The sequence below is a fragment of the Tateyamaria sp. GN1-10 genome (assembly GCF_055693845.1).
Genome location: NZ_JBVFUR010000003.1, coordinates 90,239 through 113,718, shown reverse-complemented (window position 1 = coordinate 113,718; position 23,480 = coordinate 90,239). Strand labels below are relative to the sequence as shown.

Genomic DNA, 23,480 nt, shown 5'->3' with positions numbered 1-23,480 from the left:
CGTCATGGCAACCCTCCCACGCCCAAGCCGCTCAGAACACCGCCTCGCGCGCGTCCTGCAAGCTGCTCCTTGTTCTGCAAATACGCCATGAAAAGGCCGGAGCCGCGATGTGTGAACCCCAGGTCATCCACGGAAAGGACCCGCAAAGACAGCGAGACCTTCGCGCGGATGGGATTGAGATTGGCGTCGAAGAACTCCTCCGTGATTGACAGAGACGTCACCCGCACTGGCACGATCCGCTTGGCGGACCAGACGAAAAGCGCCAGCGGCGTCTCGGCGGGTGTAATCTCGAACGATCCGGCCGAACCCTGCGCATTCTGCCGCTCCAACTGCGCCGTGGTGGGATGCAGCATCGTCTCGAGTGCAGAAAGCGCAGGAAAAACCCCCGCTTCCACCGCATCCGGATTTTCCCGTGGGAACTCCAGCTGATCGGTCGCGTCAAGCTCAGCCTCCACCGTGATCGTCTCTACCGCCGGACCCGTCAACCTGAGCGGCTGCGAACGATCCGGCTCATCCGCGATGCTCTGGACTTCCAGCGAGCGCGAGAGCGTTTCGGACGCATATTGCAATGTAATGATCCGCTCCACCGCCCCGCTGTCAGGCGAGATCAGCACCAGTCCGGCGCGCGTGAGTTTCGGAGAGCGTGGGAAACCTGTCATTATGAACACCTCATCCCGTCACCACCAGTTTCCACGCTATCGCGGAGTAGGCGTCTGCCATTGACATCGTTTGATCGGTAGTGAGTTCGTGCCAATCGTCCCTGTGCAGATACTTTTCCCCCTCCTCCTCACGCCCGATAGCCACTTTACCATGCGGTCCTGCCAGATGCGCGAATTCGTGCAAGAGAGCATAGGCTCGGCCATCTCGTGGGCCGGCCGCATACTTGAATCCCGCAGTACCTCGGAGCCAGGAGCGGCAAAGCCTCACTGTGTTTCCAGCGTTGCGACTATCCGCGGTTACATAGGCACCGGTTGTGTCGCCACAGTTCTTTGAGCCGCACCGGAAATTCTCGAACGAAACCGAACCCATGCCATTGCGTGCAAGATTCAATACATCGACGAAACGCTGAAGTAGCGCCTTGGTCTCGTCGGCATTTCCTTCACGAACTTCATGGTGGGCGATCTCCAACAGAGCCGCAGTAACAGCATCTGAAGGTTGTCCGGAAGGTTTCAGGCGGGCAATTGCACCATTAGCGACGTCAATGGCTCTTACAAGTGCAGCCTCGATAAGCTTCTGATCCTCGAGCGTGCAGGCTGTCGCAAGATTCTCGATCTCGGCGCGATCTGCTTGCCGGAGCGCCTTGCGCGTGTCATCGCTCATGGATTGTTGCGCCCGCTTGGCTCCGGCCTTTCTGGCGCTCCTACGGGCGCACCGCAACGCCGCGCTGTTCATTGTTCTTGGCGCGACGTTCGGCCTTCAGCCGTCGCTTGCGGGTGCGCAGCTGTTCTTTCGTTTGGCGGCGCACTTTTCTACGTGTGCTCTTGGGCAAGTTGCGCGTATCTCCACGCAGGCTGCGCCGCGCTCTTTTGACTCGCTCCAGTTTCGCGTCAAGCGCCAAAGCCTCAGGGTCAATGACATCTACCCGCTCCGGCAGTTTTGACACCATTAATTGCACTGTCACCGGCTCCGGCAGGTCGGCACCCGTCGCCTGCAATTTGTAGATTGTTTGCTCTGTCTCCCCTTCTGGCCCAGTCAATACTCGCAAGAGAAACGTACCATCTCCACCAACCTCAACTATCTCGATGCCCGACGTGGCGGATGCCAGCGAAACATCCTCCATTGCCTCAAGGTCTTCGTCTTCAAAGGACAGTCGGATCGTGTCGCCCACATGGAAGTCGAACTGGGTGAGATCGGCAGCATTCTCCAGAATTTCGGAGTTTACGTCGCCATCTGGATCGTCCGCCACCGTTGCGGCAGCGGTGACTGAAGGCTTGAATTCGACATCATCCCCAGTTTGCTCGAAGATCGGCTCGCCCTGCTCAGGGCACTCTAGTCTTTGAACACGCGGTTCTGACGCGCTTGCTTGCTGCAACGTATGTACAAGCTCATGCGCCATGAGCCGCCGCCCCTCGGTCGAGGTACCATACTCGCCCGGCGCAAAGGCGATGTGGTTTTGCAGGGTGTAGGCGCGGGCATTGATATCCCGGGCGGCCCTTTGCGCAGACGCATCCGTGTGAAGTCGCACGCGTGAGAAGTCATAGCCCAATCGCGGCTCGAAGTAGGCCCGGTCCGCGGATGAAAGTGGCTGCCCGCCCGTGGCCACCGCTGCGGCCGCTGCGCCCGTATGCGCGGCAGGTCCCGATGCCGCAGGCTTCATCTGGACGCTTTCTTCCTCTTCGTCTTCCATCCGTTGCAGACGATCCGGCTTCATCTGCACTGCTTCCTCTTCATCCTCCTCCGCCATGCGTTGTATCGACTCGGGCTTCATCTGGACGGCCTCGTCATCCTCCTCCTCTTCCATCCGCTGCAGCGTCTCGGCTTTCCTCTGCAACGTCTCGTCCTCCTCAGGCTCCACCTCCATCCGCTGCACCAACGGCGTCGCGGCGATCGGCGCGCCCGTCAGCCCCGCCCCCGAGACGACGCGGTCCGCGACGCGGTCGGCCTCCTGCTCATACACATCTCCCGGTGCGCCAAGCGTCAGCTTCGGCTGCACTCCGAGTTGCTCGTCAGCCGCACAAGCTGCGCATGCCCCGCCGCCGCCACAGTCGCAGGCCCGCTGCACCACTGCAGCGTCGGCAGCTTCAACGGCAACGCTACGCTCCATGGCAACCTCCCGCGTTATGTGCGCCTTCACGGATCATGGGCTCGGTGCCGCTGGCCAGTTGGGCAGCCGCCCCCGCAACGCCGTGCGCAGCCCGGCCTTTTGCGCTGTCGTCCAACCCGTCGTCACTGCATCCATCGTCTGGGTCACCATCGTTTCAACCTCGTTGCATTCGCACTTGCAGCCCAAAGCCTGCAGCGATCCGGGAATGCTCTCGCTGTTGGGATCGAAGGTCGCGATGAAATCGATGTTCGCATCGAGGCGCTGATGTGCTGGCCCGCTCGGGCTTGTCTCGGCCTCCGCCGCATCGAAATGCGTGGGAAACTCAGAGGCCAGCGCCACAATCTCGGAAAGCTCGCCCTGCGTTGCGGCATGGGTGCACGTCGCCGTCGTCACTGACGCAGGCCGCGTCAGCCCGCCACTGATCCTATCCTCAAACCGCGCGTGCTCGCTCTCGTGGACCAGCGCCGCAAGCGCCTCTGCGTGCCACGCATCACGTGTTTCGCCGAAAATCCGCCGCGCACCGCGGTTAAACTTCAGAGCCCCTCGATTGAGCTTCCCAGGCACGAAGATGCAGCGCTTCGTGGCGGCGGCGAACCCGTCCGGATCGGTGTCTCCGGTTGGCAGGCTCTCCCGCGCCCAGCGTCCGCAATCGGCCAACATAGCGGAGCTTCCATCGGCCAAATCAGCATCGATGAAGATGCCATGCACCAGCGCGACGCGAGAGGCATCATGCGCCGTCAGCACCTGCTCAAGCTGCCGCGCCCTTCCCGCATGGCCGCTGCTGCGCGCCCGCGTTGGCGTCATGCCGCGGCGGCGTGCCCGCGGGTCCGCCTCCTCTGCCTCCTGATCCTCACTGAAGCCCTCGGCAGAGCCCGCAACGAGCCCGCCAGAGGGCGGGTTGCAAATGTTGTTCGCCGTGCAAAGCCGTTGGATCGTCGGTCCGCCCGATGCTTGCGTATGCGCAATCTCATGCGCCAGCACTCGCCGCCCGCGCGGGCTCTTGGGCGCATAGGCACCGGGCGCAAAAGCGATATGCTGACCATGCGCGAAAGCCTCGGCCCCGATCCCCGCTGCGGCCGCGTTGGCCCTCGCGCCGGTATGCAGGCGCACCGTGGAAAGATCCCGTCCAAAGCGAGGTTCGAAATAGGCGCGTTCCGCAGCACCCAATGCCCGCCCACCAAGCGCCGTCGCATCCGCCGCCTCGGTAAGCGCCCCGGATGAAACAGCTGGCGCGTGCGACGCGCCCAGATGAGACGTCACACCGCCAAGCGCCGCGCCAGACACCGCATCCGCCCGCCGCTCATGCGCATCACCCGGGCGGCTCACCGAAACGGAGCTCTGCACACCCGCACCCCGCCGCCGTGCCACCCGCGCCCTCATGACGTCACCGCCTTCAGCGCCGCAGAGGCAAGGCGCACCGGCAAGGCATCCGCTGCCCGTGGCATTTGCGCAGTCGCCGTCGCGCGCGCTCCCCTACAAATGCGGCGGTCCCACGCTCGGCCAAATGCGTCTCGATCGCCGCGCGCAACGCGCTGTCCAGCGCGTCCGGCGTCAATCCGGGCTGATCCACGACAACCCGGTCAATCCGAAGTGTGATCCGAGTGCCACTCATCGAAATGCCCCCATCTCTGCCGACGTGAAGGGCTTCTCAAGTTTGGTGTATTCCCGCCGCGCGGCCCGCAGCACATGCCCCATACGCACCGGTTCCCCAACGCCGGCTGCCAGATAAGCAGCGTTGAGCGCGATGGAGCGAATGGCACCCCCGGCAATATTCAGCGCCGCAAGCGCGTCCGGCCTGACCCCGTCAAGCGGCGTCTCGTCCGGGAATATCCGCGCCCAGATCTCCGCCCGCGCCGCCGCATCGGGGAACGGGAAATTCAACACGTAACGGAGCCTCCGCAAGAACGCCGTATCCACCGCGCCTTTCTGGTTTGTGGTCAAGATCGCAAGACCTGAATAGGCTTCCATCCGCTGCAAGAGGTAACTTACCTCCACGTTCGCATAACGGTCATGGCTGTCCTTCACCTCCGAGCGTTTGCCAAAGAGCGCATCCGCTTCGTCGAACAGCAGGATCGCCCCACCGTCCTCCGCCGCCTCGAAAATCCGTGACAGGTTCTTTTCGGTCTCACCGATATACTTGGAAACAACCTGCGACAGGTCGATCCGGTAGAGATCGAGTGCCAGTTCGCCTGCCAGTACCTCTGCCGCCAGCGTCTTACCGGTGCCCGAAGGCCCGGCAAAAAGCGCCGCCGCACCCAGGCCGCGCGGGCTTTTGCCTTCCCAGCCCCACTCCTGGTTTACCACCCAAGCATCGCGCAGGTGTCCTGCAAGATCCTTGAGAACAGAAAGCTGATCTTCCGGCAGCACAAGGTCACGCCAGCCTGCCCGGCTTTCGATCCGGTCGGCCAACCCATCCAGCGCTCGCCGCCCCTGTAACCGCGCCGCCTGCCAAAGCCGTCCGGTCAGTGCCTCCGGCGCAATGCCCGGTTCCACCTCTGCCGCTGCCGCGCGAATGGCCGATGGCGGCAATGCGAACTGCGCCGCAACGCGATCAAGCAATGCCGCCTCGCCCCGGGGTCCCAACGCCTTTTGCCAAAGATCCCGCCGCTCACGCCGGTCCGCCCCGGCCAGATCAAGCCGCAGCACGGGCTGACGCTCCGGCAAGTCCGGGTCGTCCGCTGCCAGGATTGTTGGGCCAGAGATCAGATCTGCAAAAGCCTCCCCTGCACCTTCGATCAGCACGGCTGCAGAGGACAGCGCCAACTCCCGGTCCAGAAAGATCGCAAGCGCGTGGCGTTGCACCCAATCGGCTGGAATATCCACCGCCGCGATCCGATAAAGCCCCATGCCCAGCCGCGCTGCGGCTTCCGCTGCAAGCGCGCGCTTGGCAGCTGCATCCCGTCCGCCTAGCAGGATCACCGGCGGGCGCGCCACACCTCGCCAGGCCTGCGCCAACCGCTCGGCCAAGTCGCGCTCCCGGGCGCTCACGACTCCGTCGGCCCAAACCGGGCGCACCATGCCTTCCAACCGCCGGTCGAGGTACATCGTACCAAGCAAAGCATGAACGATCCGCTCATCCGCGCGCAAGCTTCGCTGCCAGAGCGGCCCAGTCCCGCCAAGTTCCAGCAGCCGCCACCGCCGCAGCGGCGCTTCGGGCACAAGCGCATCCCAAATCGCCGGACCCACGAGGCGCTCCGCGACTGACACATCGCACACGTCGCGCCCGCCAAGCGCCTGAACCACGGCCGCCGTCGCCCCATCGAGTTCAACCGCCACGGCAAGCACCAGCAATTCCTGCTCAACCTCCGTCAACCGGAAGATCGTCGACAGCCGAAGCAACGCACTCTCCTTGGATACTGAGAAAGGCGGTAGTGCCGTACCCTCCGCCAATGCCGAAAGCCGCGCCTTGACAGAGCCGATTGTCGCCTCCAGCCCTTCCCGCAGAAGGGCCAACTCCATCTCGGGCGTTGTCTGCATCGTCACCGTCATGGGATCGTCACCGTTTCAAGGCTCGGGGGCTCTGTTGTCAGGTCGATCACCGGGCTGTCGATCCCATCGACACGCAATCGCACCGGCACCTCAACGCCAGAGGTCAGGCCAGCGAACGTGGCGGATGCTTCATTTACCGGCACCACCGGCGTGTCCACTGGTATCGCCGACGCTCCAGCGGCAATCGCCACCGTCTGTCCAGGCCTAATCGGCGGCGCACAGGTCAGCGTCAGTTCCACATCCGCCAGCACCGCCAAGGCCGAGGCCGTGCTCAATGGCGCCAGCGCAAGGGGCAAGGCGTTGGAAACCATCTCGCGCCCCTCAGTATCCCAAATCGAAACATCAATGACGTACGCGCCAACACGCCAACGCGCCGGGTCGAATACCCCGCCCGTTTGCGGCGATCCTGGCAAGAGCGGCACCCCTTCAGGAAGCGTCACCACCAACCGGTTCGGCGCTGCCGGCTCAAGCGGCGGCATGGCCAGCACAACACCCGTGCCGGGTTCGGTGAAGCGCACTGTCACCTCTGCGCCATCCAGCGCGAACCCCTCCAGCACCACGTTCCCGCCCAGCCGCATCACCGGATGCCCGTCTTCCGGCGTGACCGCCGTCAGCGTCGGTACAGTGTTCGCCAGGTCCGGGCGCACAGTCAAACCGGGGTCGCGCTCTGTCTCCGGGTCCACCAGCCCGCCCCGCGACAAAACCGGCAAGCTTGGTCGCACCGGCAATTCCCGCTCAATCAGCACGACAGAGACGTCATAGGCCACCGTCGTCCTGTAGCTCGCCTGAAACGCCGTCCAGAGCTTCGACATATCGTCCATAGAAAGCGTCCGCGGCGTGATCTTGATCATCTCCACCTGATCAGCGAGTTCGGAGGCGCGGATCGGGTCGAAATCCTCGGGCGGCAGTATTTGATCGATGATCGCAAGGTTCAGCGCTTCCCGGATCACCTCACGCGGAAGCATCGCCTGTTCGTGGAAAAGCTGCATCGCGTAGCCCAGCAGTATCTCCGCGTGCAGCTCCTCTGCCGAAACCGCCGTCAAGATGTAGTGCAGATCGAGCGCGAGACGCGGCCGGCACACCAAATCACCCGCCCGGTTCCGTGTCGGCATATCCGAGTTCCGCAACGCCGCATTCGGCGAGACGCGGTACAAGAAAAGGTTCAACTGCGTCGCCTGGTCCGCCGAATTCTCCGAAACCACGCGGTTCGGCGGCAATGCCGTCACGGTGAAATCCGAGCCCAGCACCTGGCTGATATTTCCGTTGATCATCGCATCGTTGATGAGGTCCTTCATCAACTGCGTCACCGCGGAGATAGCCAGCACATTGCTCACGACGCACCCCCGCCAAGAAAGTCGGACAGTGAGGACAGCTTCAGGTCCCGCTGCGCCCGTTTCCGCGGGGCCACCTTTTCGGCCTCACCGCGCACCTCGATCCGCCCGATATGGATGGAAATCTCGGGCGGTTGCGTGTCCAGCGGTTCGCCCAACGGCGTCCCTCGCTCAACACGTTGCGCGGGCATCGGCGCAACGGGCCAAGATCCGACCTCGCGCTCAGCGGGCTCAGTCGGCAACAGCGGCTCAGGAGGTTCATCCCCTGCAAGGAATGCACTGGGTGGCGCGCTTTCCGCTACCAGCCGCTCCTCCTTAACAACGCGTTCCATCACGCGCTCCTCGGCGGTCAAAAGAGGTGCTGGCCCAACTGATGTACCATCGGAACCCTCTCGAACTTCTACGAATAGCGGCCCATCGTCCTGCCGATCCTCACGCTCCGGCTCGGTCCGTCGCTTCGGCACCGCCGGAGATGGCATGTCGGGTGAAAAACGTGCTTCTAAGGACTCGGCGCGCACGTCCTCGGTCATACTCTCGCTGGCAGGCACCTCCCTGACAGGTCGCGGCGAAGACTCCTCACGCGCGTGCCGAGGCTCGGCCGCAACGTCCTCCACCCGCTCGGAAAATCCGTCCTCCGTCATGCCGCCAGCTTCGAACCGTGCTGGCAGACGCGCCTGCAATCCGGGCTTCTCTCCGCCCGCGGCGCGCGCGACCAGCCGCTGCAACACACTGCTCATCCGCCTCTCGCAATCCGCAGGTATGTCTGCCGCCGCACAGCTGAAAGTGCCAGAATATCCCGCTCGGCCCAGCCGAACGCGGCTGCCAATTCTGCAACCTCACCAAAAAGCCGCAACGCCGTTGCTTCCACCTCGGCCCAGACAAGTGCTACAACGTCCAGCACCTCTGTCCACACGGCAGAGCATGCTGTGCAGGACAACCGCGTCGTCAGTTCCCCCTCGGCCTCCCGCGCTTCAAGCCGGGCGTCGATCTCCGCGACCAACGTCGGTGGAATACATTCCCCTCCTGTCGCCCGGGCCCGCAAAGCGGCTGGCAGGTCTGCATTCGGCACGGCTACCACGGCGGCCAAATCGCGGCTCGTCAACGGTCGTAGCCAAATCTCGTCGTCGCCGACGCCAACAATCTCTTCGGCCATCTCCGGCAACGCGCCCGCCAAAGCCTCTGCATCCAATGCTAACTGCAACACCTCACCGCAGTCCGGGCAAACCGCTTGCGCCTCCAAGTCGCGCCCAAACGTCGCTGCCCGCAACAGTAACAGTCCGCGATCCCGCTCAGCCAATGGCAACGCTGCCAAATCTCCGGATACACCAGCCGCCCAAAGCAGTGCCAAACCGCGATCCAGTGGGCGGCGGCCCACCCCGGCCTCCCACGCCTGCAGGATGCTGGTGGATGTCAGATGCTGTGCCATCAGACTCTCATTTCAGATCAGGCGAAGGAGGGCTCGGTCGGCTCCTGCACCTCCACATCGCGGATCCAACCTTCGTTCTCCAGCTTGATGGATTGGATGGCGACGGCGTTCGCGTTGCTGTCCAACTCCGGCAACGCTTGGAATTCCGATACCCAGCAGCGGAACACTTTATAGGCAATCGCCAACTGTCCCGCCTCATTGTACATCTCTAGGATGATGTCCTTGCGAAAGTCGGAGAGCGAAACTTCGGCCCCCAATCCCGCCTCGACGTTCCACACAAGGTTTGCCCAGCGTTCGAAATCCTCGTCATGGGTCACGCCGCGCTCCAGCGTAATCGGCTCGAACTTTGTACGTCCCGGCGATTTTCGCCCCGTCGAACTATCCCCACCGACGCGATGCTCGACCACCTCGGTGGACCGCTTGAGCGCCCCTACCTTGGAAATCCCCGCCACAAAGCGCCCGTCCCAACGGACACGGAACTTGAAGTTCTTGTAGGGATCGAAGCGCTGCGGATTCACACTGAATTCAGCCATAGTCTTTCTCCTTTGCGCTTACTGACCCTGTCCAGCGATCTGCTGGAGCGAGATGATGACAAACTCGGCTGGCTTCAGCGGCGCGAAACCAACGAGGACGTTCAGGATGCCAAGATCGATATCCGCCTGCGTCGTCGTCGTGCTGTCACATCGGACGAAGTACGCCTCCTGCGGTGTTGATCCCTGGAACGCACCCTGCCGAAAGAGGTTGTTCATAAAGGATCCAACCGAAAGCCGGATCTCAGCCCACAAAGGCTCGTCATTTGGCTCGAAAACGGCGAATTGCGTGCCACGATAAAGGCTTTCTTCAATGAAAAGCGCCGTGCGCCGCACCGGGATGTACTTCCATTCGCTCGCCCGCGCGTTCGCCCCGACGAGCGTGCGCGCGCCCCAAGCCACCGTGCCATAAACGGGAAAACTCCGGAGGCAGTTCAGCCCCAACGGGTTCAACACGCCATTCTCCGGATCACTGAGCGCATAGTCGAGCTCTTGAACGCCTCGCAGCCCAGCCTCAATGCCAGCCGGAGCCTTCCAGATGCCGCGCGCATTGTCCGTGCGTGCCATAACCCCCGCCATTGCCCCCGAATTCGGGAAAGGTCGCGGCCGGTTCTGTTGCAACGGGTCCGCCATGCGAATGCGAGGGAAATAAGCCATCGCGTTGTTCGAGGGGAAGGGCCCGCCCTCAATCCAAGTGCGCGCCTCCTCAAGCGTATCCACATTGGGATCGATGTCGATGATGATCATCGAACGCCGCTCTTCTGCATAGGCGACCGCCGCTGTCAGCGCAGGCTCATCCTGAATGCCCGGCAGGCACATGATGTTGAATATGTCGGCATCCTCGAGCGCGAATATCCCCGTTTTCTGAATCCGGTCGCCCACGATCTCGGCAGTCAGCGTTGGTGGGTCCCCATCTGCGCCGGTGATGCCCGACACCTGCGCACCTACAGTCGGGCCAACGCCAGGCTGATAAAAGCCAACATTGGCCAGCACATCCACGCCCGACGAGGCGAGCGCGTCACCCACCGCATCCGAGATCAGAATGCCCGTAACCGGGTTCGCCGCGCCCGGCACGACCCGCAACGCTCCGTTCACAATCGTCGCCGTTGCACCCGCCAGCGCCGGGGCCGCATCCGCCTGCAGCGCCGCCTCGATGGCCGCGCGCACCTCTTCTTCATCGGCTGGCACCGCCGCGAACACAGCCGTCACATCCGCGAGCGACGTTCCTGGATCCGTCAGATCCACCAGATCGAACTGCAACTCGTCATTGGCCTCGATGGCGCCCGTCAGCGCCGCGAAATCCGCAATCGTCGTGTGGGGCAGCGCAGGCCGCAACTCTGCCGCACCGGACACCTCGATACCACCATTGGCAGCTCCAAAGCCCAGATGCGCCGCTGCATTCTGCTGCGGCGCGTTGCGGAACACCACGGCTGAGCGACGGTCGCTCGTGCCCGAAGTAATCACGATCTGATCGCCCTCGATTGCACTCGATACAGCAGCAACCCCTGGCAGCATCGCGCCGATCTGCGCCACGATCCGCGTCTCAATCGCTGCGCGCGTCGCAGGCGGCGCGTCGCCCTCGTTAAAGAGGGTAATCTCTGTTGGCAGGCTCCCATCGACGGACACAACCATTCGCCGCCGATCCGCATTAAGATCATCTATCACCGCCTGAGGAATATCCCGGCTCCGCGCAAAACCGGCGCCGCCACCCACGCTGTCATCCGTCAGTTCCACCAGATCGGAAGCAGCATTTACCGTATCCACGGCATAGGTTGCGGCTCTGTCGTTCATCGAAAGATTGCGATGTACCTCCCGCCGCAGCTCAACCGGATTCCCGTTCCGCTCCCCCAATTCGACGATCGTGAGGTTGAACGTGTTCAAGGGATCGGAAGTGTCGTGATCCACCGTGATTTGCAGATTGTTCCCCCAAGCACCCTCAGAGGAAGCCTCCACCGTCAGGCTCGGGTTGCCGTCGAAATCCAGCAGTCCCACAGTGGCCGCTTCCGCATTCGCCGCCACCCGCACGATCCATGCCGTGCCACCACCGTTTAAAAAGAAGTGGTTCACCGCATAGCTAAGATCGCTATCTGCATCGAACCCTCCGAACTGCCGCTCGAAATCCGCGTAAGAGAAAATCTGAACCGGCTCGCTCACCGGGCCGCGCACTGTATAGCCGATGAACGCCGCGATGGAGGTTGGCACACCGGCAATGGCGCGGGAACCGCTCGGCACCTCCTGAATATAGAACTCCGGGATAGGACACGTTGACAGGCATGGAACAACTCCCTTGCTTTAACTATGCGGCAGTCAAATCCAATAAAACTCGGCGCTACTTTTGATTTTATAAGGACATCAGAGGCACACGTGGCCTGCAAAGAAATAATCGCGCAATAAACAAGTTGCCTCGCAAGCAGCAAAGCATGGATTCACTGTAAGTCTGTCCGTAGCCCCCCGGCTGTGCATCGCTGCACCCCTTTAGGAGGCGGAAATTAACGATTCGAGTCAAGTGCCGCTCTGGGGAATCAGTAAGAGCTGTCAACCCAAAGCGTTTTCAAATCTGCGTAATCATCTCTTTTCACACTGTTTTCGGCACTCCGCCAGACGGCACACGAATGGCCGCTGCCGCAGGCTTCTGGAGTGCTCTGCAAGGTGCGGACGTTACTGTGCTCTTTAGTTCTGTCTCGCTTTCCGGCCCCCTCAGTGCTACGATCCCAATCAAACGGGGACTTGTCGGTTTAACTTTGAATGACGCCGCAATCGTTAGGAGATTTTTCCTATGACCCGCGTGTACGCCCCGCCAGAACCGGATGTCACGCCTCGACGGGCAAGTGCGTTTCAGCGCGCCTCCGGGGAAGCGGTGGGTCTTTCAGGGAGAGAGGGGCTCCTGGAGCGCGAGGCGCAGGAGAAACGCGGCATCAGACCAAATCTCACCCTCAATACGCCCGGAGACAGGTACGAACAGGAGGCCGACCGCGTCGCCGATCAGGCAGTCCCGGACGCAATGACCGCAAATCCTTCAACCCCTGACACTGCGGCCGGGCTTCGACGCCAGGTCGTGGATGACAAGGGCGACAACGCACAGGAGATCCGGTCAAAACCGTCTGGGGCTGCCCCGTCAAACGCGGGCAACGTCACGCAAGCGGCGGCGGCGATCTCCTCCGGGGGACGTCCCCTCCCGCGATACGAGCGGTCCTATTTCGAGCCGCGCCTGGGCCAGGACTTTTCCAAGATACGCATCCATGACGACACCCGCACCGGCACCGCCGCCCGTGGCATCAATGCACGCGCCTACACGCTTGGAAATCACATCGGCTTCGCGAATGGCGAGTACCATCCCGACACGCTGTTGGGCAAACGGCTCATAGCCCATGAACTGGTCCATACCGTTCAGCGCACAGCGCCCGGCCTTGTGCAGTGCGCGCCGCCCACCGGCGAGGCAGAAGCCAGCGAGAGTGACCCCACTCTTAGCTCCATCCAAAAGAAGGTGTTGGCAGACGGGTATGGGAAACCCAGCGAACTATTGGCGGACATCGAGCCACTTTCCGAGACCTCGAAACGAGACCTCGTCGAAATCTTCACCGTCGACTATCCCGACGCAAAAGTGGGCCGCAGGAATGTCGGCGAGCTCATCTGGGAGACTATGTATGACCAGAAGGTCGACCATGAGCCGATTGGCGATGAGGCGCAAAAGCGCGCCGGGGGAACCGGGCGCTGGGTCGATGAAGCACCCGAGGAAGGTGGCCTCAAGCCGTCACACAAGATGAAGCGGGTCTACAAGCGCTGGGACAAGAAAGCCGCATCAGGCCGCCTGAGCCGTCTGCAGTGCATGAACGCAGGCAACCAAGGGATGAGCGCATTGATCGAACCCGAGGTCATCGGTCCTGCCAAGGCAGCAAACGCAAGATCCGAAGATGGGGCCAACGTTACTCGGCTGGCCCACCTCCTGCGACGCCACGGTGCGGTGGGGGAACGGTTGGTTTTCTCCTATCAGGCTAAGGCCGGGCGTTGGACCCCCGACTTCGAGGACACCCTGCTGGCCGAGACCTCGAAGGATCCCGAACCGGGAGTGTATTTCTTCCTGGTGTCGCTCCATGCGCATCACATGGTGATGATCATGGTGGACCGTAATGACGTCGCCGCGCCCAAGTTTTATTTTCTGGACCAGTTCGGAGGATTCCTCACCTTCAATAAGGACGGTACGGTCAAGGGTGCAAAAAGGCTAAGTGCCGAGCGCGGGATCACCAAGGAGGCGAAGACGTTCAAGGGCATACACAACCCAACAATCATGTGGCCGGTGATGCCCAAACTTCCCGAACCATCGTCCGGACCTTGACTCAAACATAACAGTCTCCGCGTTGCATCGTGCACAAGGCTGACCGGGTTTGAATAGGCTCTACCAAGGAATTTGAAAAACCCGCCGTCGCCGTGGCTCTGTTTGGCTCCGGGTTTCCGTCTCATCTCCACTCCTTGGTGGTTACGACGTGCCAGAAACCCTCCCTTATCAAATCGCCCTAAACTGTTCCAATGGCGCTGACGTCAGGCAATCACATGAACCAGATGAGCCAGACTCTCTCTTGGATCAGGCAGCCATCTGTCCCAAAACATCTGACGACGGACACGCCGCGCACGCAAAGTCTGACACACGTTGGCATCTCCGACCGCCAGCGACAGCGCTCGTAGTCAGGCTGACGGTCACGCGGCTTTCACCTTCGCAATGACGTCTGCGAATATGCGTGCGGTATGCCTCCATCGCGGAAGAGCATTGGATCTTTGGGTGGATAGGCGGGACAACTCTTCGGCTCTCTTACGGTCTTGCAGTATCAGTTGCGTTGCGTGTGCGAGGGCTTTCGGATCATTGGGCGGAACCAGAACGCCAGCATCCCAAACAGTATCGGGCACAGCACCGACGCGACACGACACCACCGGAAGCCCGAATTGCATCGCCTCGCTCAAAACCATGCCGTAGCCTTCGTAGCGGGTCGCGAGGACGAAGACGGATGCCGCATTGAACAGCGATGACAGAGCGTTTTGGTCGATCTCTCCCGCGAAGTGCACGCGTTCATCGATCCCGAGATCGCGGGACTGACCGCGAAGCGCGGCTGCATAGACGGGATCATGGGCCTTGCCCACGATGCTGGCCTGCCATGGCATATCGCGCAGATGACCCAACGCGGTCAGCAGGACGTCGTGGCCCTTGCGCGGGGCGAGCAGTCCGACCGACAGGACAAGCGGTGGATCCGTCGGGCTTCGGTTGACGACGGGCCTGTCGAAGCCGGGTGGTGCAATTGTGACCTTGTTTGCATCGGCATCGAAGTCACGGCAGAGGATGCGGGCGGTTTCCTCACTTGGAACGATGACATGGTCGACGTGACGCAAGGCCGCTGCCTCGTTCTGCAAAAGAAAGGACGCACGCGCAGCAGGCAGCCCGGTTTCGAGCCCGAGCGGATGGTGCGCCATGGCGATGACCGGCGCGCTTACCTTGGCCAAACCGTCCGGGTCGATGGCGCCAAAGACGAGGCCGTCGAGGATGATGGGGTGGTGATCAGGGACGGCGTGCAGGGCCGCGAGGGTGGCGACCATATCGGACGGGGTTGGATCCGGGAAGCTGTCGGGCAATTGCAAATGCTGCGTGGCGCAACCGATGTCGTTCAGCTCTTTCAGCACGCGCGCTTCGTAAATGAACCCGCCGGTGCGGCGATCCTTGTCGCCGGGGATGGCGAAAACGGCCTGTGTCATGTCACCTGCTCGCTTGCATAGGTCCGAAGGACGGCCCGTTCCAGTGCGGCAACAAGCGCGTAAAACCCCACCGCGACGACCGCCAACACCGCAACGCAGGCCCACAGCATGTTATAGTTGGACGTGCTGGCCGTCATGGCCATCAGGACACCGATCCCCTTGCCCGTCGCCAGCCACTCCACCGTCGTGACCGCCAGAAGGGCCGCCGGGACGGCCATGCGGGCAGAGGCGAAAAAGGCAGGAAGCATGGCGGGGATCTGGGCCGCACGCAGCAGATGCCAGCGCCCAGCCCCATAGCTCTTGAACAGATCGACGGTCTGACCCGGTGTCTGGCGCAGCCCCTGGAGGCAAGCGACAAACGTAGGGAAGAAGATCATTACCACAACAACAACGATAGTTCCGATCAAACCGCGTCCGAATGCCAACACCAAGAGTGGCGCTGTGGTGATAATCGGCACGGCGCGCAGGGCGACCGCAACGGGCAGGGCCGCGCGGGACAAGGGCGGCCACAGGACCAGTACAGCCGCCAGCCCGGCCCCCAAGGCCAGTCCCGCAAGATAGCCCGGCAGTGCAAAAGACAGGGTTTCGGACAGCGCCGCCAGCAGGGTGTTGCGGTTCTGGGGGTCCGTCAGGAATGCCCACACATCGCCGGGCCGTTTTGCGAAGAAACGGTTGAGGCCGAACGCGTCCATCGACAATTGCCACAGGGCAAGGACCAGGGCCGCGATGAGTGCCACTTCAGCAAGGCGCGCCCAGGGTGGTTTGGGCATGGACGCGGCGGGCGCAGACAAAAGAATGACCGGTTTGTAGCCGACCATCCGTTCGCCCAGTTTTCCGATCAGCGCGTAGGCGGCCAGCGCGATAAGCGCCGCGAGCAGCGCGAGCGTCCACGTCGCGTCGGTATCCAGCCCGCGCATGGCACGCAGCGTCAGCACGCCGAGCCCACGTTCGGCCCCGGTGAACTCCCCGATCATCGCGCCGAGGAAAGCGGCGGGTGCGCTGATCTGAAGTCCGACAAACAGGTAAGGTAGGCTTGCACGGGCGCGCACCCGAACGAGCGTTGAGACCGCACCGTGCCCGTAGACCTGCATGAGGTCAGTCCAATTCTGCGAAACAGCACGCAAACCAACGAGCAGCGCCAGCAGCGTTGTGTAGTACACGGCGAGCGCGGCCAGCGTGATCTGGGGCCCCTGCCCCGGCCCGAACAGCACCCGCAGGATCGGGCCACTGGCAATCAGCGGTACGCAAAAGACCAGCAGGGCCAGCGCGGACAGCGCGCGTTCGCTGCGCGGCACCAACATGATCGCAGCGGCCAGCACCATCGCGCCAAGATTGCCCCAAAGAAAGCCCCACGCCGCGTTGATCGACGTCTCGGCCATGGCACGGGCAAGCAGCGCGGCATTGTCGACCATGTAACGTGCAATCGCTGTTGGACCGCTGACGAGAAAGCCACCTGAACTGATGCGAGCAATACCCTCCCAAATCGCCAGGGCGAGGAGGATTGGCGCGGTATGGCGCAGCGCGGCGGTCATGGCTGCTCCAACGCGGAAAAGACTGCGCGTGACAGGGCCAGAAACGCAGGCGTATCGAACAACTCGCTGTCACGTGCACCGGTCAGGTCGATTGGAATGTCTGCGACGAGCCGCGCAGGCCGTGGCGACAAGACCAGCACACGGTCGGACAACAGGACCGCCTCTTGAACGGAGTGGGTGACCAGCACCACCGTAGCCCCGCGCGACCGCCAGAGCGGCGGGAGCTCTGCGTTCAACCGCCTGCGCGTCATCGCGTCGACCGCGCCAAAGGGTTCATCGAGCAGCAGAACCTCCGGTGTCGAGACGAGGCTGCGTGCAATTGCGGCGCGCTGGCGCATCCCGCCTGACAGCTCCGCCGGACGGTGGTTGGCAAATCCCTTCAATCCAACAAGGTCGATCAGCGCATCAATGTCGCCAGCAGGTTTGCGCGCCAGTTCCGCGCCCAATGCAACGTTGGCGCGCACGGTGCGCCAAGGCAAAAGCGTCGGGTCCTGAAAGGCCATTGCCACTCCGCCCCGCCGGGCCACGGCGCGGGGTATTTCCGCGCCCAACAGGATGGTGCCGGTGTCCGGAGCCTCGAGCCCCGCGATCATCCGCAGGATCGTCGACTTGCCACAGCCCGAGGGGCCCACAAGCGCCGTGGTCTGCCCGGCAGCAAGTGTGACAGAGAATGGCGCGACCGCGTCCGTCGCGCCAAAGCTCTTGCTGACGTCATTGCAATGGATGTCGACGCTGGCCATGCCCGAACAGACCTTGGTTTTCAGTCAGCCGTGCACCTCTTCGAGCAGGGACCGATCCCACAGGTCTGCCGGCACATCCTGCCCCAGTAAGGCCAGCGTCTCGATATTTGAAGCGACGGTGTGGTCGGTAAACCAGCCGAACCCGCTCTCTTCGGTCAGGTCGCTGAACATAAGGGGCACCTGACGCGCGGCCTGTAGCTTTTGCGCTTCGAGATCGAGGCCCGCATCGGGGAACATCTCGACCGTCAGTGCGGCGGCGGCATCGGTGTCGGTAAGGTAGTCATTCCACCCCATGACCTCGCCCTTGAGCAGGGCCAAGAGATCGGCGCGTCGGTTGGCCAATGTGTCTTCGGTCGTGATGTACGTCTGCGAATGCAGGGCGTAGCCGTGGTCGGCCATCAGCATAGTGGTATTGTCGACGCCCTGCACGGTCATTGCCACGGGCAGGTCCGTCTCCCAGCACAGCAGACAGTCGACCTGACCAATGACAAGTGGTGCCGGGTCATACTGGGTTGGGACAATTTCGATGTCGTTGATGTCCACGTTATTCAGCGTGCACAGCGCCTGTAGTACGGGCGTATTGGCCACGGCCATGCCGATCCGCTTGCCGACCAGATCATCGGGCGTGTTCACCGGGTTGCTCGCCAGTGACGCGATGGCGAAGGGGTTCTTCTGCATGGCCACGGCGATGATCTTGAAAGGCGCACCCTGGGCCACCGCCGCGGCGGTGTAGTCGGCAGCCGAGATGCCAACCAATGCCGCGCCCGAGACCACGGGCGGCTCGACCGGCGCGTTGGGTCCGCCCTGGCTGAGCGAGACATTGAGGCCGAGGTCGCTCCAATATCCCTTGTTGGCGGCGATGTAGCTGCCGCCGAATTGGACGGAATGGAGCCACGACAGCTGGAAATTGACGTCACGCGCCGCAAAGGCGGGTACGCCCGCGGCGGCGGTGGCGACGCCTGCGGCACTGGTTTGCAGAAAAAAGCGGCGGGTGAGATGAGCGGGTTGTGTCATGGTAGGTCAGGTTTCCCTTTGGATGAGGCAGTGTCGAGAGGGGGCTGTGCGACGAGTATAACCGCTGCGGGCAGTGCTGCGGCAAGCAGGACAACACCGTAGGTGATGCCGGTCGCGACACCCGCGCTGGCAGGGGCTCCGATGATCGGAAAAAGAGCGGCGGCCGCCCCTTCACGCCATCCCCAACCGCCGACCGATAGAGGGATCAGCATCGCGCAGAGGATCAGCGGGATCAAGGTTGCCAGTGCTTCGGCTGGCATGATGACGCCGGTTGCGCGCGCGCAGGCGTAAAAGCCAAAGACGAGACAAAGCGTCGTGATCAGGCCATGCAGGATCACCACAGGGCGGCGCGTCAGCTGAAAGGTCATGCGGAGAAATCGGCCGGTTGCGTTTTGCAATCTCGACACCGCTACGGCAACGATGATGCAACCTGCGAGGGCGGTCATCACCACCCACCCCAGTTGGCCAAATTCAAGGCCACCCGTCACCAAAAGCGCCACGGCAAAGCCAACGAACATAAACGCGAGGACCGCAATCTGGCCCAGCAGGCGCTCGGCCATGACCGATTGTGCGGCGCGGTTCAGGTCCGCCGTGTGCCGCGCGCGGACGGCTCGCGTGACGTCGCCTGCGACGCCGCCAGGAAGCACCGTGTTGATGAGTTGGGCGAGATAATATTCGCGCACGGCCACCGGATAGGTGATCTGGACGCCGATTTCGCTTGCGGCGATTTTCCAACGGCTTGCCATTGCGAACGTGGACGCCGTGATTGCCAGCAGTCCCAGCGTGATCCACGTCATGTCGGCGTTTTGCAACCGTTCCACCACCGCTGCAGCATCGGTCCACCACAGCAGCGCGGCAAGGCAGGCTGTGGAGACGGCAAGCTTGAGCCAGCGGACCGTCACCGCGACACGACCTTTGAAACGATGTTTCTGGAAAACGCGGAAAGAAAGTCGTTTCTGAAACTGTCCATCCGCCGCACTGGCCCATCCGCTGCGGGGATCAGGCCGTCGGTCCAGTTCCAATCGGCTATGAGGTCCAGAACCGCAGGTGGACCGATCATGTGAACCGCGACGTCCATATTGTCGCTGCCCGCCACAAACCCTGCGGCCTGATGATCGCCCGCGACGATCACGAGTGGCGCGGCTTCGCCAAGACGGGCCACGTGCGAAAACGTCGTTTGCAGCACATAGTTGACGGACCGGCGATAGGCGTCGCGCACGGCATCCCGGTCGCGCCACAACTCTTTGGGTACGGGCCCGCGCGCCGCCATGTCGTTGAAGATCGTTCCGTCTCCGATCGCCTCCCACGGCACGATGTCCGGGATCGGGGTCCACGGGGCGTGAGAGGAGATCAGGGCGATCTGAATGAAATCCGGGCCCGGGTCGCCGGGCAACAGGTCCGGATATGCGGCCAGTGTGAACTGGTCGGGCATCGTCACCCAGCGAAACTTGTCCCCCTTGTAGGGAATGTCGGCTGCGGGAAAGACCTGATCAAACCCCATGACAAGGCTTTCGGGCCACCCCACCGTGATGGCGGGCATGATGGCGGACGTGCGGTAGCCTGCGTCCTGTGCGAAGTGAAAGAGCCACTTGTGACCGCTGGCAAGCATCGCGTTGTAGCGCCCGTTGTCTGACGTCCAGAGCCCGCTGGCGAGTGCACCGTGGGCAAGCCAGCTTTGACCGCCAGACGTGGGCGAGGTCAGCCAGCTGCTTTTCATGGCCATGCCGGTCTGGGCGATTTCGGCCTGTGCCGCGCGCAGCGTTGCAAGATGCGTCGGTGCGTAAAGCGGGTTGTCAAAGCTCGCGCGGCCATAGCTTTCGATCCAGATCAGGATGACATCGCGGCCCTCGAGCCGATCAAGAATCCCGGTTGCATCGGCATAGGCGTCAACGCGCGCGTCTTGCGCAAAGCGGGCCAGTTCGACGGCGGTTTGCTGCACTTCGATCCCGCGTTTAAGGGTGAGACGCGCCGTCCACGCCGTGCCCGGGGGGCTTTTGTCGAACCGCCAATATTCAAGGTGGTGGCCCGCATCCGCCGCCGCCCAACCTGCACCAAAGAGTGCAAGCACCGCCGCCGAAATCCGCAACGGTCGGGCGGGTGACAGACCGGCCCAGATACGCAGGCTTCGTTCGAGCGCGACAAAAAGCAGGATCAGCAACACAACAACGCCGATCGCAGCCAGCACGGTCAGCACGCCACCAACACTGTCCCGCAGCAGCGATAGCCCTGCCCAGATCAGGAATGTGTCGAGGATCGGGTTGAACGTTCTGTTGAAGGCGCTGAACATCGCATAATCGGCGACCTTGATCACAACCGAGACCACGAGAAGCAGTGCCAGAAAATACGTCGCCCCAAAGCGCCGTCCGAAAGCAACCGTCGCCAGCAGCAGGACGGGCAATTCCAGCGGCCAGCGGTTCAGCGCGCTCCACTTCATCGTGCCGGGGTGGTTCGGCAAGACCAGAACGGCGAAGATGACCGCCGCCGCAAGTGCAAGCGCCGCCACCCGTATCATGCAGCGCGTCTCGCCAGCCAGAGGATGTCAACGAGGAAGGACCAGCTCAGCAGCAGCACGGCGCACACTGTGACGGGCAGCACAAACGCCTGCGGCGTGAGTGGAAAGATCAAAACGATCAGAGCCGTGATTTGAACCACGCAGATCGCCTTCCGTCGGAACGCCGGGCAAAGGGGCTTGGAGCGCCGGCCAGATAAAGCTTGCACTGAGAAATGCGTAGCGCATGAACCCGAGGAGCAGTATCTCGGGTCCCGTCGTGCCGCTCGCGAGCAACCACAGGGATATGACTGCGCCCAGCCCCGCATCCGTTTCCATGTCGAACCGCGCGCCGAAGTCGGACACAAGGCCCGCGCGTCGCGCCAACCAGCCGTCAATCCCGTCGAGCGCGAAGGCGGCGACGGCCAAACCGAACACCACCCACACGGACACCCCGGGGACAAGCACGGCGCCAATCAGAAAGGCCACCATCGCAGCCCGCAGCAAAGTGACAACATTGCACAGGCCCAGCACCGGGTGCGGGTAGTTTTGGATCAGACCGTAGGTTGCGATCATGACAATCGCCGCGAAGACCAGAACCGGCCCGGTCAGCGTGCCAAATGTGTAGAACGCCGCCAGCGCCAGCGCCGCGCTGACAAGGGCGGATACGGCAAGGAACGTGCTGACGGGCGCCTGCCCTTCGATCCGCTGCGCAACGATTTGTGGGGTGCTAAGAAACATTTGGTTTTCCATTCTTTCCGCCGCAATACCTAGGTCTTTGGCTGCCGTCTGACAGTTTGAATAACACTTGAGCCGGTGGAATATTCAGCCCTGTCACGGAACTGTGACAACGGCCTCGAGCGGCAGGTGATCCGATGCGGCGGTCATCTCGGCGGATGTCACGGCCCGGATCTGCTGCACCTCGCCCGGAGCTTCGGTCAAGATACGGTCGAGCGGCAAGAGCGGCTGCGCGCTGGGAAAGGTGGGGCGCACTGGACCCCGCAGGCGGGTGCCGACCAGACGACGGTCAAACATCAACCCACCCCAGGGTCGCCATTCATTGAGATCCCCCAAAAGAAGGGTCTGCATTTGCGGTCGGCGACGCAGGTATTGTCCAATGATGCGCATTTGCACGATCCGCAGCGGCTGGAACAGTGACAGATGCGTGCTCATGATGCGGACTGAACGGCCCTCGAACAAGGTTTCGACCGAAACAGCTCCGCGGTGGCAATGACCCGGAAGGTCGATGACATCGGTGTGCGTGGGAGTGAGTGCAGGCGACAGGAATAGGATTGTGCCAAGGAACCCATCGCTCTGCGGTCCCCAGCGCAAGGCGGGCTCGTGAATGTAACTAAGCCCAGTGCTTTCAGCGATTTGATCCACGTGAAAAATGCGCGCGTGTGGGCGGCATTCCTCGTCCGCCTCCTGCAAGGCCAGAACGTCAAGACCTCGCGGGGCCAGTTCCCGGTCGATCGCGTTCAGAGTACGCGCGGGATCAACTCTGCCGTCAGTGCCCTTGCCGCGGTGGACGTTCCATGTCGCGCACCGAAGTTGCCCCGCTCGCATTACATTTACCTGCCCTGCTGCACTAACGCCCTATATATCGGATACAACATGTAGACCGCGCAACGCGGGTGGCGACGCTCTTTCACATACCACCTGCCCTGCGCCCCAGAGAGGATGAACAACCCGATGCGCATGCCCCTCATCGCCGCAGCCCTGACAGCGGCCTTTGCCACCACGGCACACGCCGACATGGCGCGTTATGAACTGGATACCGAACACACCAATGTCTACTTTACCATCGAGCACATTGGCTACGCCCGTACCTTGGGGATTTTCACTGACCTAAGCGGCGCATTCGACTATGATGTCGATATGCAGGAATTGAGTGACGTGGCGGTGACCATCGACGCGAGTTCGGTCAACACGTTCAATGACGCCCGCGACGGGCATGTGCGCAACAAAGACTTCCTGCATGTGTCGGCGCACCCGGCCATCACCTTTGTCGCGAGTGGAGGCACTCCGACCGGGGATACGACGGGCACGGTGACGGGGGATCTCACCATTTTGGGCGTGACCTCGACCCGTGACACTGGACGTGACTCTCAACAAGGTCGCCGACTATCCTTTCGGCCATAAGAGAGAAGTGTTGGGCTTGTCGATGACCACCACGATCCTGCGCAGTGATTTTGGCATGACCTATGGCGTCGACAACGGTCTGGTTGGCGATGAGGTTCGGATCAACATCGAAACCGAAGCGATGAAGATGGAGTGATATTAGGACCAAAAACGTTCACGCATCCGACATGCGTTGAAGCTGCATCGAAAGATAATGCAACAAAAAGAGCATGCTGAAATCCCTACCGATCTGCGTCAGAGGTATCCGCACTGCTCCAGTGATCAGTTTCCGTACGGTTCGCATCCCAA

The 23,480-nt window shown here is 62.3% G+C and carries 22 protein-coding genes; 3 read left to right on the top strand and 19 right to left on the bottom strand.

From position 1 onward, the window contains the following. Positions 1-2: 2 nt before the first annotated feature. Genes ACZ1HN_RS01130 through ACZ1HN_RS01080 form a run of 11 tightly spaced genes read right to left on the bottom strand, consistent with a single transcriptional unit; the run spans position 3 to position 11,772 of the window. Positions 3-659 carry a hypothetical protein gene (locus ACZ1HN_RS01130; protein WP_472726131.1) on the bottom strand — a complete coding sequence of 219 codons (657 nt, stop codon included), beginning with the start codon at positions 657-659 and terminating at the stop codon, positions 3-5. 10 nt (positions 660-669) lie between these two features. After that, positions 670-1,320 carry a M35 family metalloendopeptidase gene (locus ACZ1HN_RS01125; protein ID WP_472726130.1) on the bottom strand — a complete coding sequence of 217 codons (651 nt, stop codon included), beginning with the start codon at positions 1,318-1,320 and terminating at the stop codon, positions 670-672. A gap of 40 nt (positions 1,321-1,360) precedes the next feature. After that, a complete protein-coding gene (locus tag ACZ1HN_RS01120) occupies positions 1,361-2,764 on the bottom strand; it encodes an eCIS core domain-containing protein (RefSeq protein WP_472726129.1) in 1,404 nt (467 codons plus the stop codon). A 33-nt stretch (positions 2,765-2,797) separates the two neighbouring features. Next, positions 2,798-4,144, bottom strand: a complete 1,347-nt coding sequence (locus ACZ1HN_RS01115) for an eCIS core domain-containing protein (protein ID WP_472726128.1) — start codon at positions 4,142-4,144, stop codon at positions 2,798-2,800. Positions 4,145-4,157: 13 nt separating this feature from the next. Next, positions 4,158-4,376: a hypothetical protein gene (locus tag ACZ1HN_RS01110; RefSeq protein ID WP_472726127.1), complete on the bottom strand. Its 219-nt coding sequence runs from the start codon at positions 4,374-4,376 to the stop codon at positions 4,158-4,160. Beyond that, positions 4,373-6,253 carry an ATP-binding protein gene (locus tag ACZ1HN_RS01105; RefSeq protein WP_472726126.1) on the bottom strand — a complete coding sequence of 627 codons (1,881 nt, stop codon included), beginning with the start codon at positions 6,251-6,253 and terminating at the stop codon, positions 4,373-4,375. Before ACZ1HN_RS01105 ends, ACZ1HN_RS01110 begins: the two co-directional genes overlap by 4 nt. Continuing rightward, positions 6,250-7,587 carry a Pvc16 family protein gene (locus tag ACZ1HN_RS01100; RefSeq protein WP_472726125.1) on the bottom strand — a complete coding sequence of 446 codons (1,338 nt, stop codon included), beginning with the start codon at positions 7,585-7,587 and terminating at the stop codon, positions 6,250-6,252. The genes ACZ1HN_RS01105 and ACZ1HN_RS01100 overlap by 4 nt, the downstream gene beginning before the upstream one ends. After that, the gene (locus ACZ1HN_RS01095) at positions 7,584-8,321 is read right to left on the bottom strand and encodes a hypothetical protein (protein WP_472726124.1); all 738 of its coding nucleotides are present in this window, start codon (positions 8,319-8,321) and stop codon (positions 7,584-7,586) included. The genes ACZ1HN_RS01100 and ACZ1HN_RS01095 overlap by 4 nt, the downstream gene beginning before the upstream one ends. Next, the gene (locus tag ACZ1HN_RS01090; protein ID WP_472726123.1) at positions 8,318-9,010 is read right to left on the bottom strand and encodes a hypothetical protein; all 693 of its coding nucleotides are present in this window, start codon (positions 9,008-9,010) and stop codon (positions 8,318-8,320) included. The genes ACZ1HN_RS01095 and ACZ1HN_RS01090 overlap by 4 nt, the downstream gene beginning before the upstream one ends. Positions 9,011-9,027: 17 nt before the next feature. Then, positions 9,028-9,543, bottom strand: a complete 516-nt coding sequence (locus ACZ1HN_RS01085; protein WP_472726122.1) for a phage tail protein — start codon at positions 9,541-9,543, stop codon at positions 9,028-9,030. Between the two features lie 18 nt (positions 9,544-9,561). Continuing rightward, positions 9,562-11,772, bottom strand: a complete 2,211-nt coding sequence (locus ACZ1HN_RS01080) for a phage tail sheath family protein (RefSeq protein ID WP_472726121.1) — start codon at positions 11,770-11,772, stop codon at positions 9,562-9,564. A 544-nt stretch (positions 11,773-12,316) separates the two neighbouring features. On the opposite strand from ACZ1HN_RS01080, the gene ACZ1HN_RS01075 reads away from it, so the two are divergent. Continuing rightward, positions 12,317-13,873, top strand: a complete 1,557-nt coding sequence (locus tag ACZ1HN_RS01075) for an eCIS core domain-containing protein (RefSeq protein WP_472726120.1) — start codon at positions 12,317-12,319, stop codon at positions 13,871-13,873. 359 nt (positions 13,874-14,232) lie between these two features. Here ACZ1HN_RS01075 and ACZ1HN_RS01070 read toward each other — a convergent pair whose 3' ends face one another. The 8 genes from ACZ1HN_RS01070 to ACZ1HN_RS01035 all read right to left on the bottom strand — a co-directional run bounded on the left by ACZ1HN_RS01070 (position 14,233) and on the right by ACZ1HN_RS01035 (position 22,616). After that, positions 14,233-15,276, bottom strand: coding sequence for a glycosyltransferase family 4 protein (locus ACZ1HN_RS01070; RefSeq protein WP_472726119.1), 1,044 nt, complete (start codon positions 15,274-15,276; stop codon positions 14,233-14,235). Then, positions 15,273-16,808 (bottom strand): ABC transporter permease, encoded by a 1,536-nt coding sequence (locus ACZ1HN_RS01065; RefSeq protein WP_472726118.1) that lies wholly within the window; start codon positions 16,806-16,808, stop codon positions 15,273-15,275. The genes ACZ1HN_RS01070 and ACZ1HN_RS01065 overlap by 4 nt, the downstream gene beginning before the upstream one ends. Continuing rightward, complete coding sequence (locus tag ACZ1HN_RS01060) at positions 16,805-17,548, bottom strand: ABC transporter ATP-binding protein (protein ID WP_299747551.1); 744 nt, start codon at positions 17,546-17,548, stop codon at positions 16,805-16,807. Before ACZ1HN_RS01060 ends, ACZ1HN_RS01065 begins: the two co-directional genes overlap by 4 nt. A gap of 24 nt (positions 17,549-17,572) precedes the next feature. After that, a complete protein-coding gene (locus ACZ1HN_RS01055) occupies positions 17,573-18,562 on the bottom strand; it encodes an ABC transporter substrate-binding protein (RefSeq protein WP_472726117.1) in 990 nt (329 codons plus the stop codon). Beyond that, positions 18,559-19,464: a lysylphosphatidylglycerol synthase transmembrane domain-containing protein gene (locus ACZ1HN_RS01050; protein WP_472726116.1), complete on the bottom strand. Its 906-nt coding sequence runs from the start codon at positions 19,462-19,464 to the stop codon at positions 18,559-18,561. Before ACZ1HN_RS01050 ends, ACZ1HN_RS01055 begins: the two co-directional genes overlap by 4 nt. Further along, entirely contained in the window at positions 19,461-21,074 is a 1,614-nt protein-coding gene (locus ACZ1HN_RS01045; RefSeq protein WP_472726115.1) for a sulfatase-like hydrolase/transferase, read from the bottom strand. Before ACZ1HN_RS01045 ends, ACZ1HN_RS01050 begins: the two co-directional genes overlap by 4 nt. Before the next feature lie 27 nt (positions 21,075-21,101). Beyond that, positions 21,102-21,791: a CDP-alcohol phosphatidyltransferase family protein gene (locus ACZ1HN_RS01040; protein ID WP_472726114.1), complete on the bottom strand. Its 690-nt coding sequence runs from the start codon at positions 21,789-21,791 to the stop codon at positions 21,102-21,104. Between the two features lie 93 nt (positions 21,792-21,884). Beyond that, entirely contained in the window at positions 21,885-22,616 is a 732-nt protein-coding gene (locus tag ACZ1HN_RS01035; RefSeq protein WP_472726113.1) for an endonuclease/exonuclease/phosphatase family protein, read from the bottom strand. Between the two features lie 132 nt (positions 22,617-22,748). Between ACZ1HN_RS01035 and ACZ1HN_RS01030 the strand changes: the two genes are divergently transcribed. Together ACZ1HN_RS01030 and ACZ1HN_RS01025 are read left to right on the top strand one after the other, a co-directional pair. Then, positions 22,749-23,192, top strand: coding sequence for a YceI family protein (locus tag ACZ1HN_RS01030; protein ID WP_472726112.1), 444 nt, complete (start codon positions 22,749-22,751; stop codon positions 23,190-23,192). Continuing rightward, on the top strand, positions 23,140-23,328 hold the full coding sequence (locus ACZ1HN_RS01025) for a YceI family protein (protein ID WP_472726111.1): 189 nt from the start codon (positions 23,140-23,142) through the stop codon (positions 23,326-23,328). The genes ACZ1HN_RS01030 and ACZ1HN_RS01025 overlap by 53 nt, the downstream gene beginning before the upstream one ends. Positions 23,329-23,480: the final 152 nt, after the last annotated feature.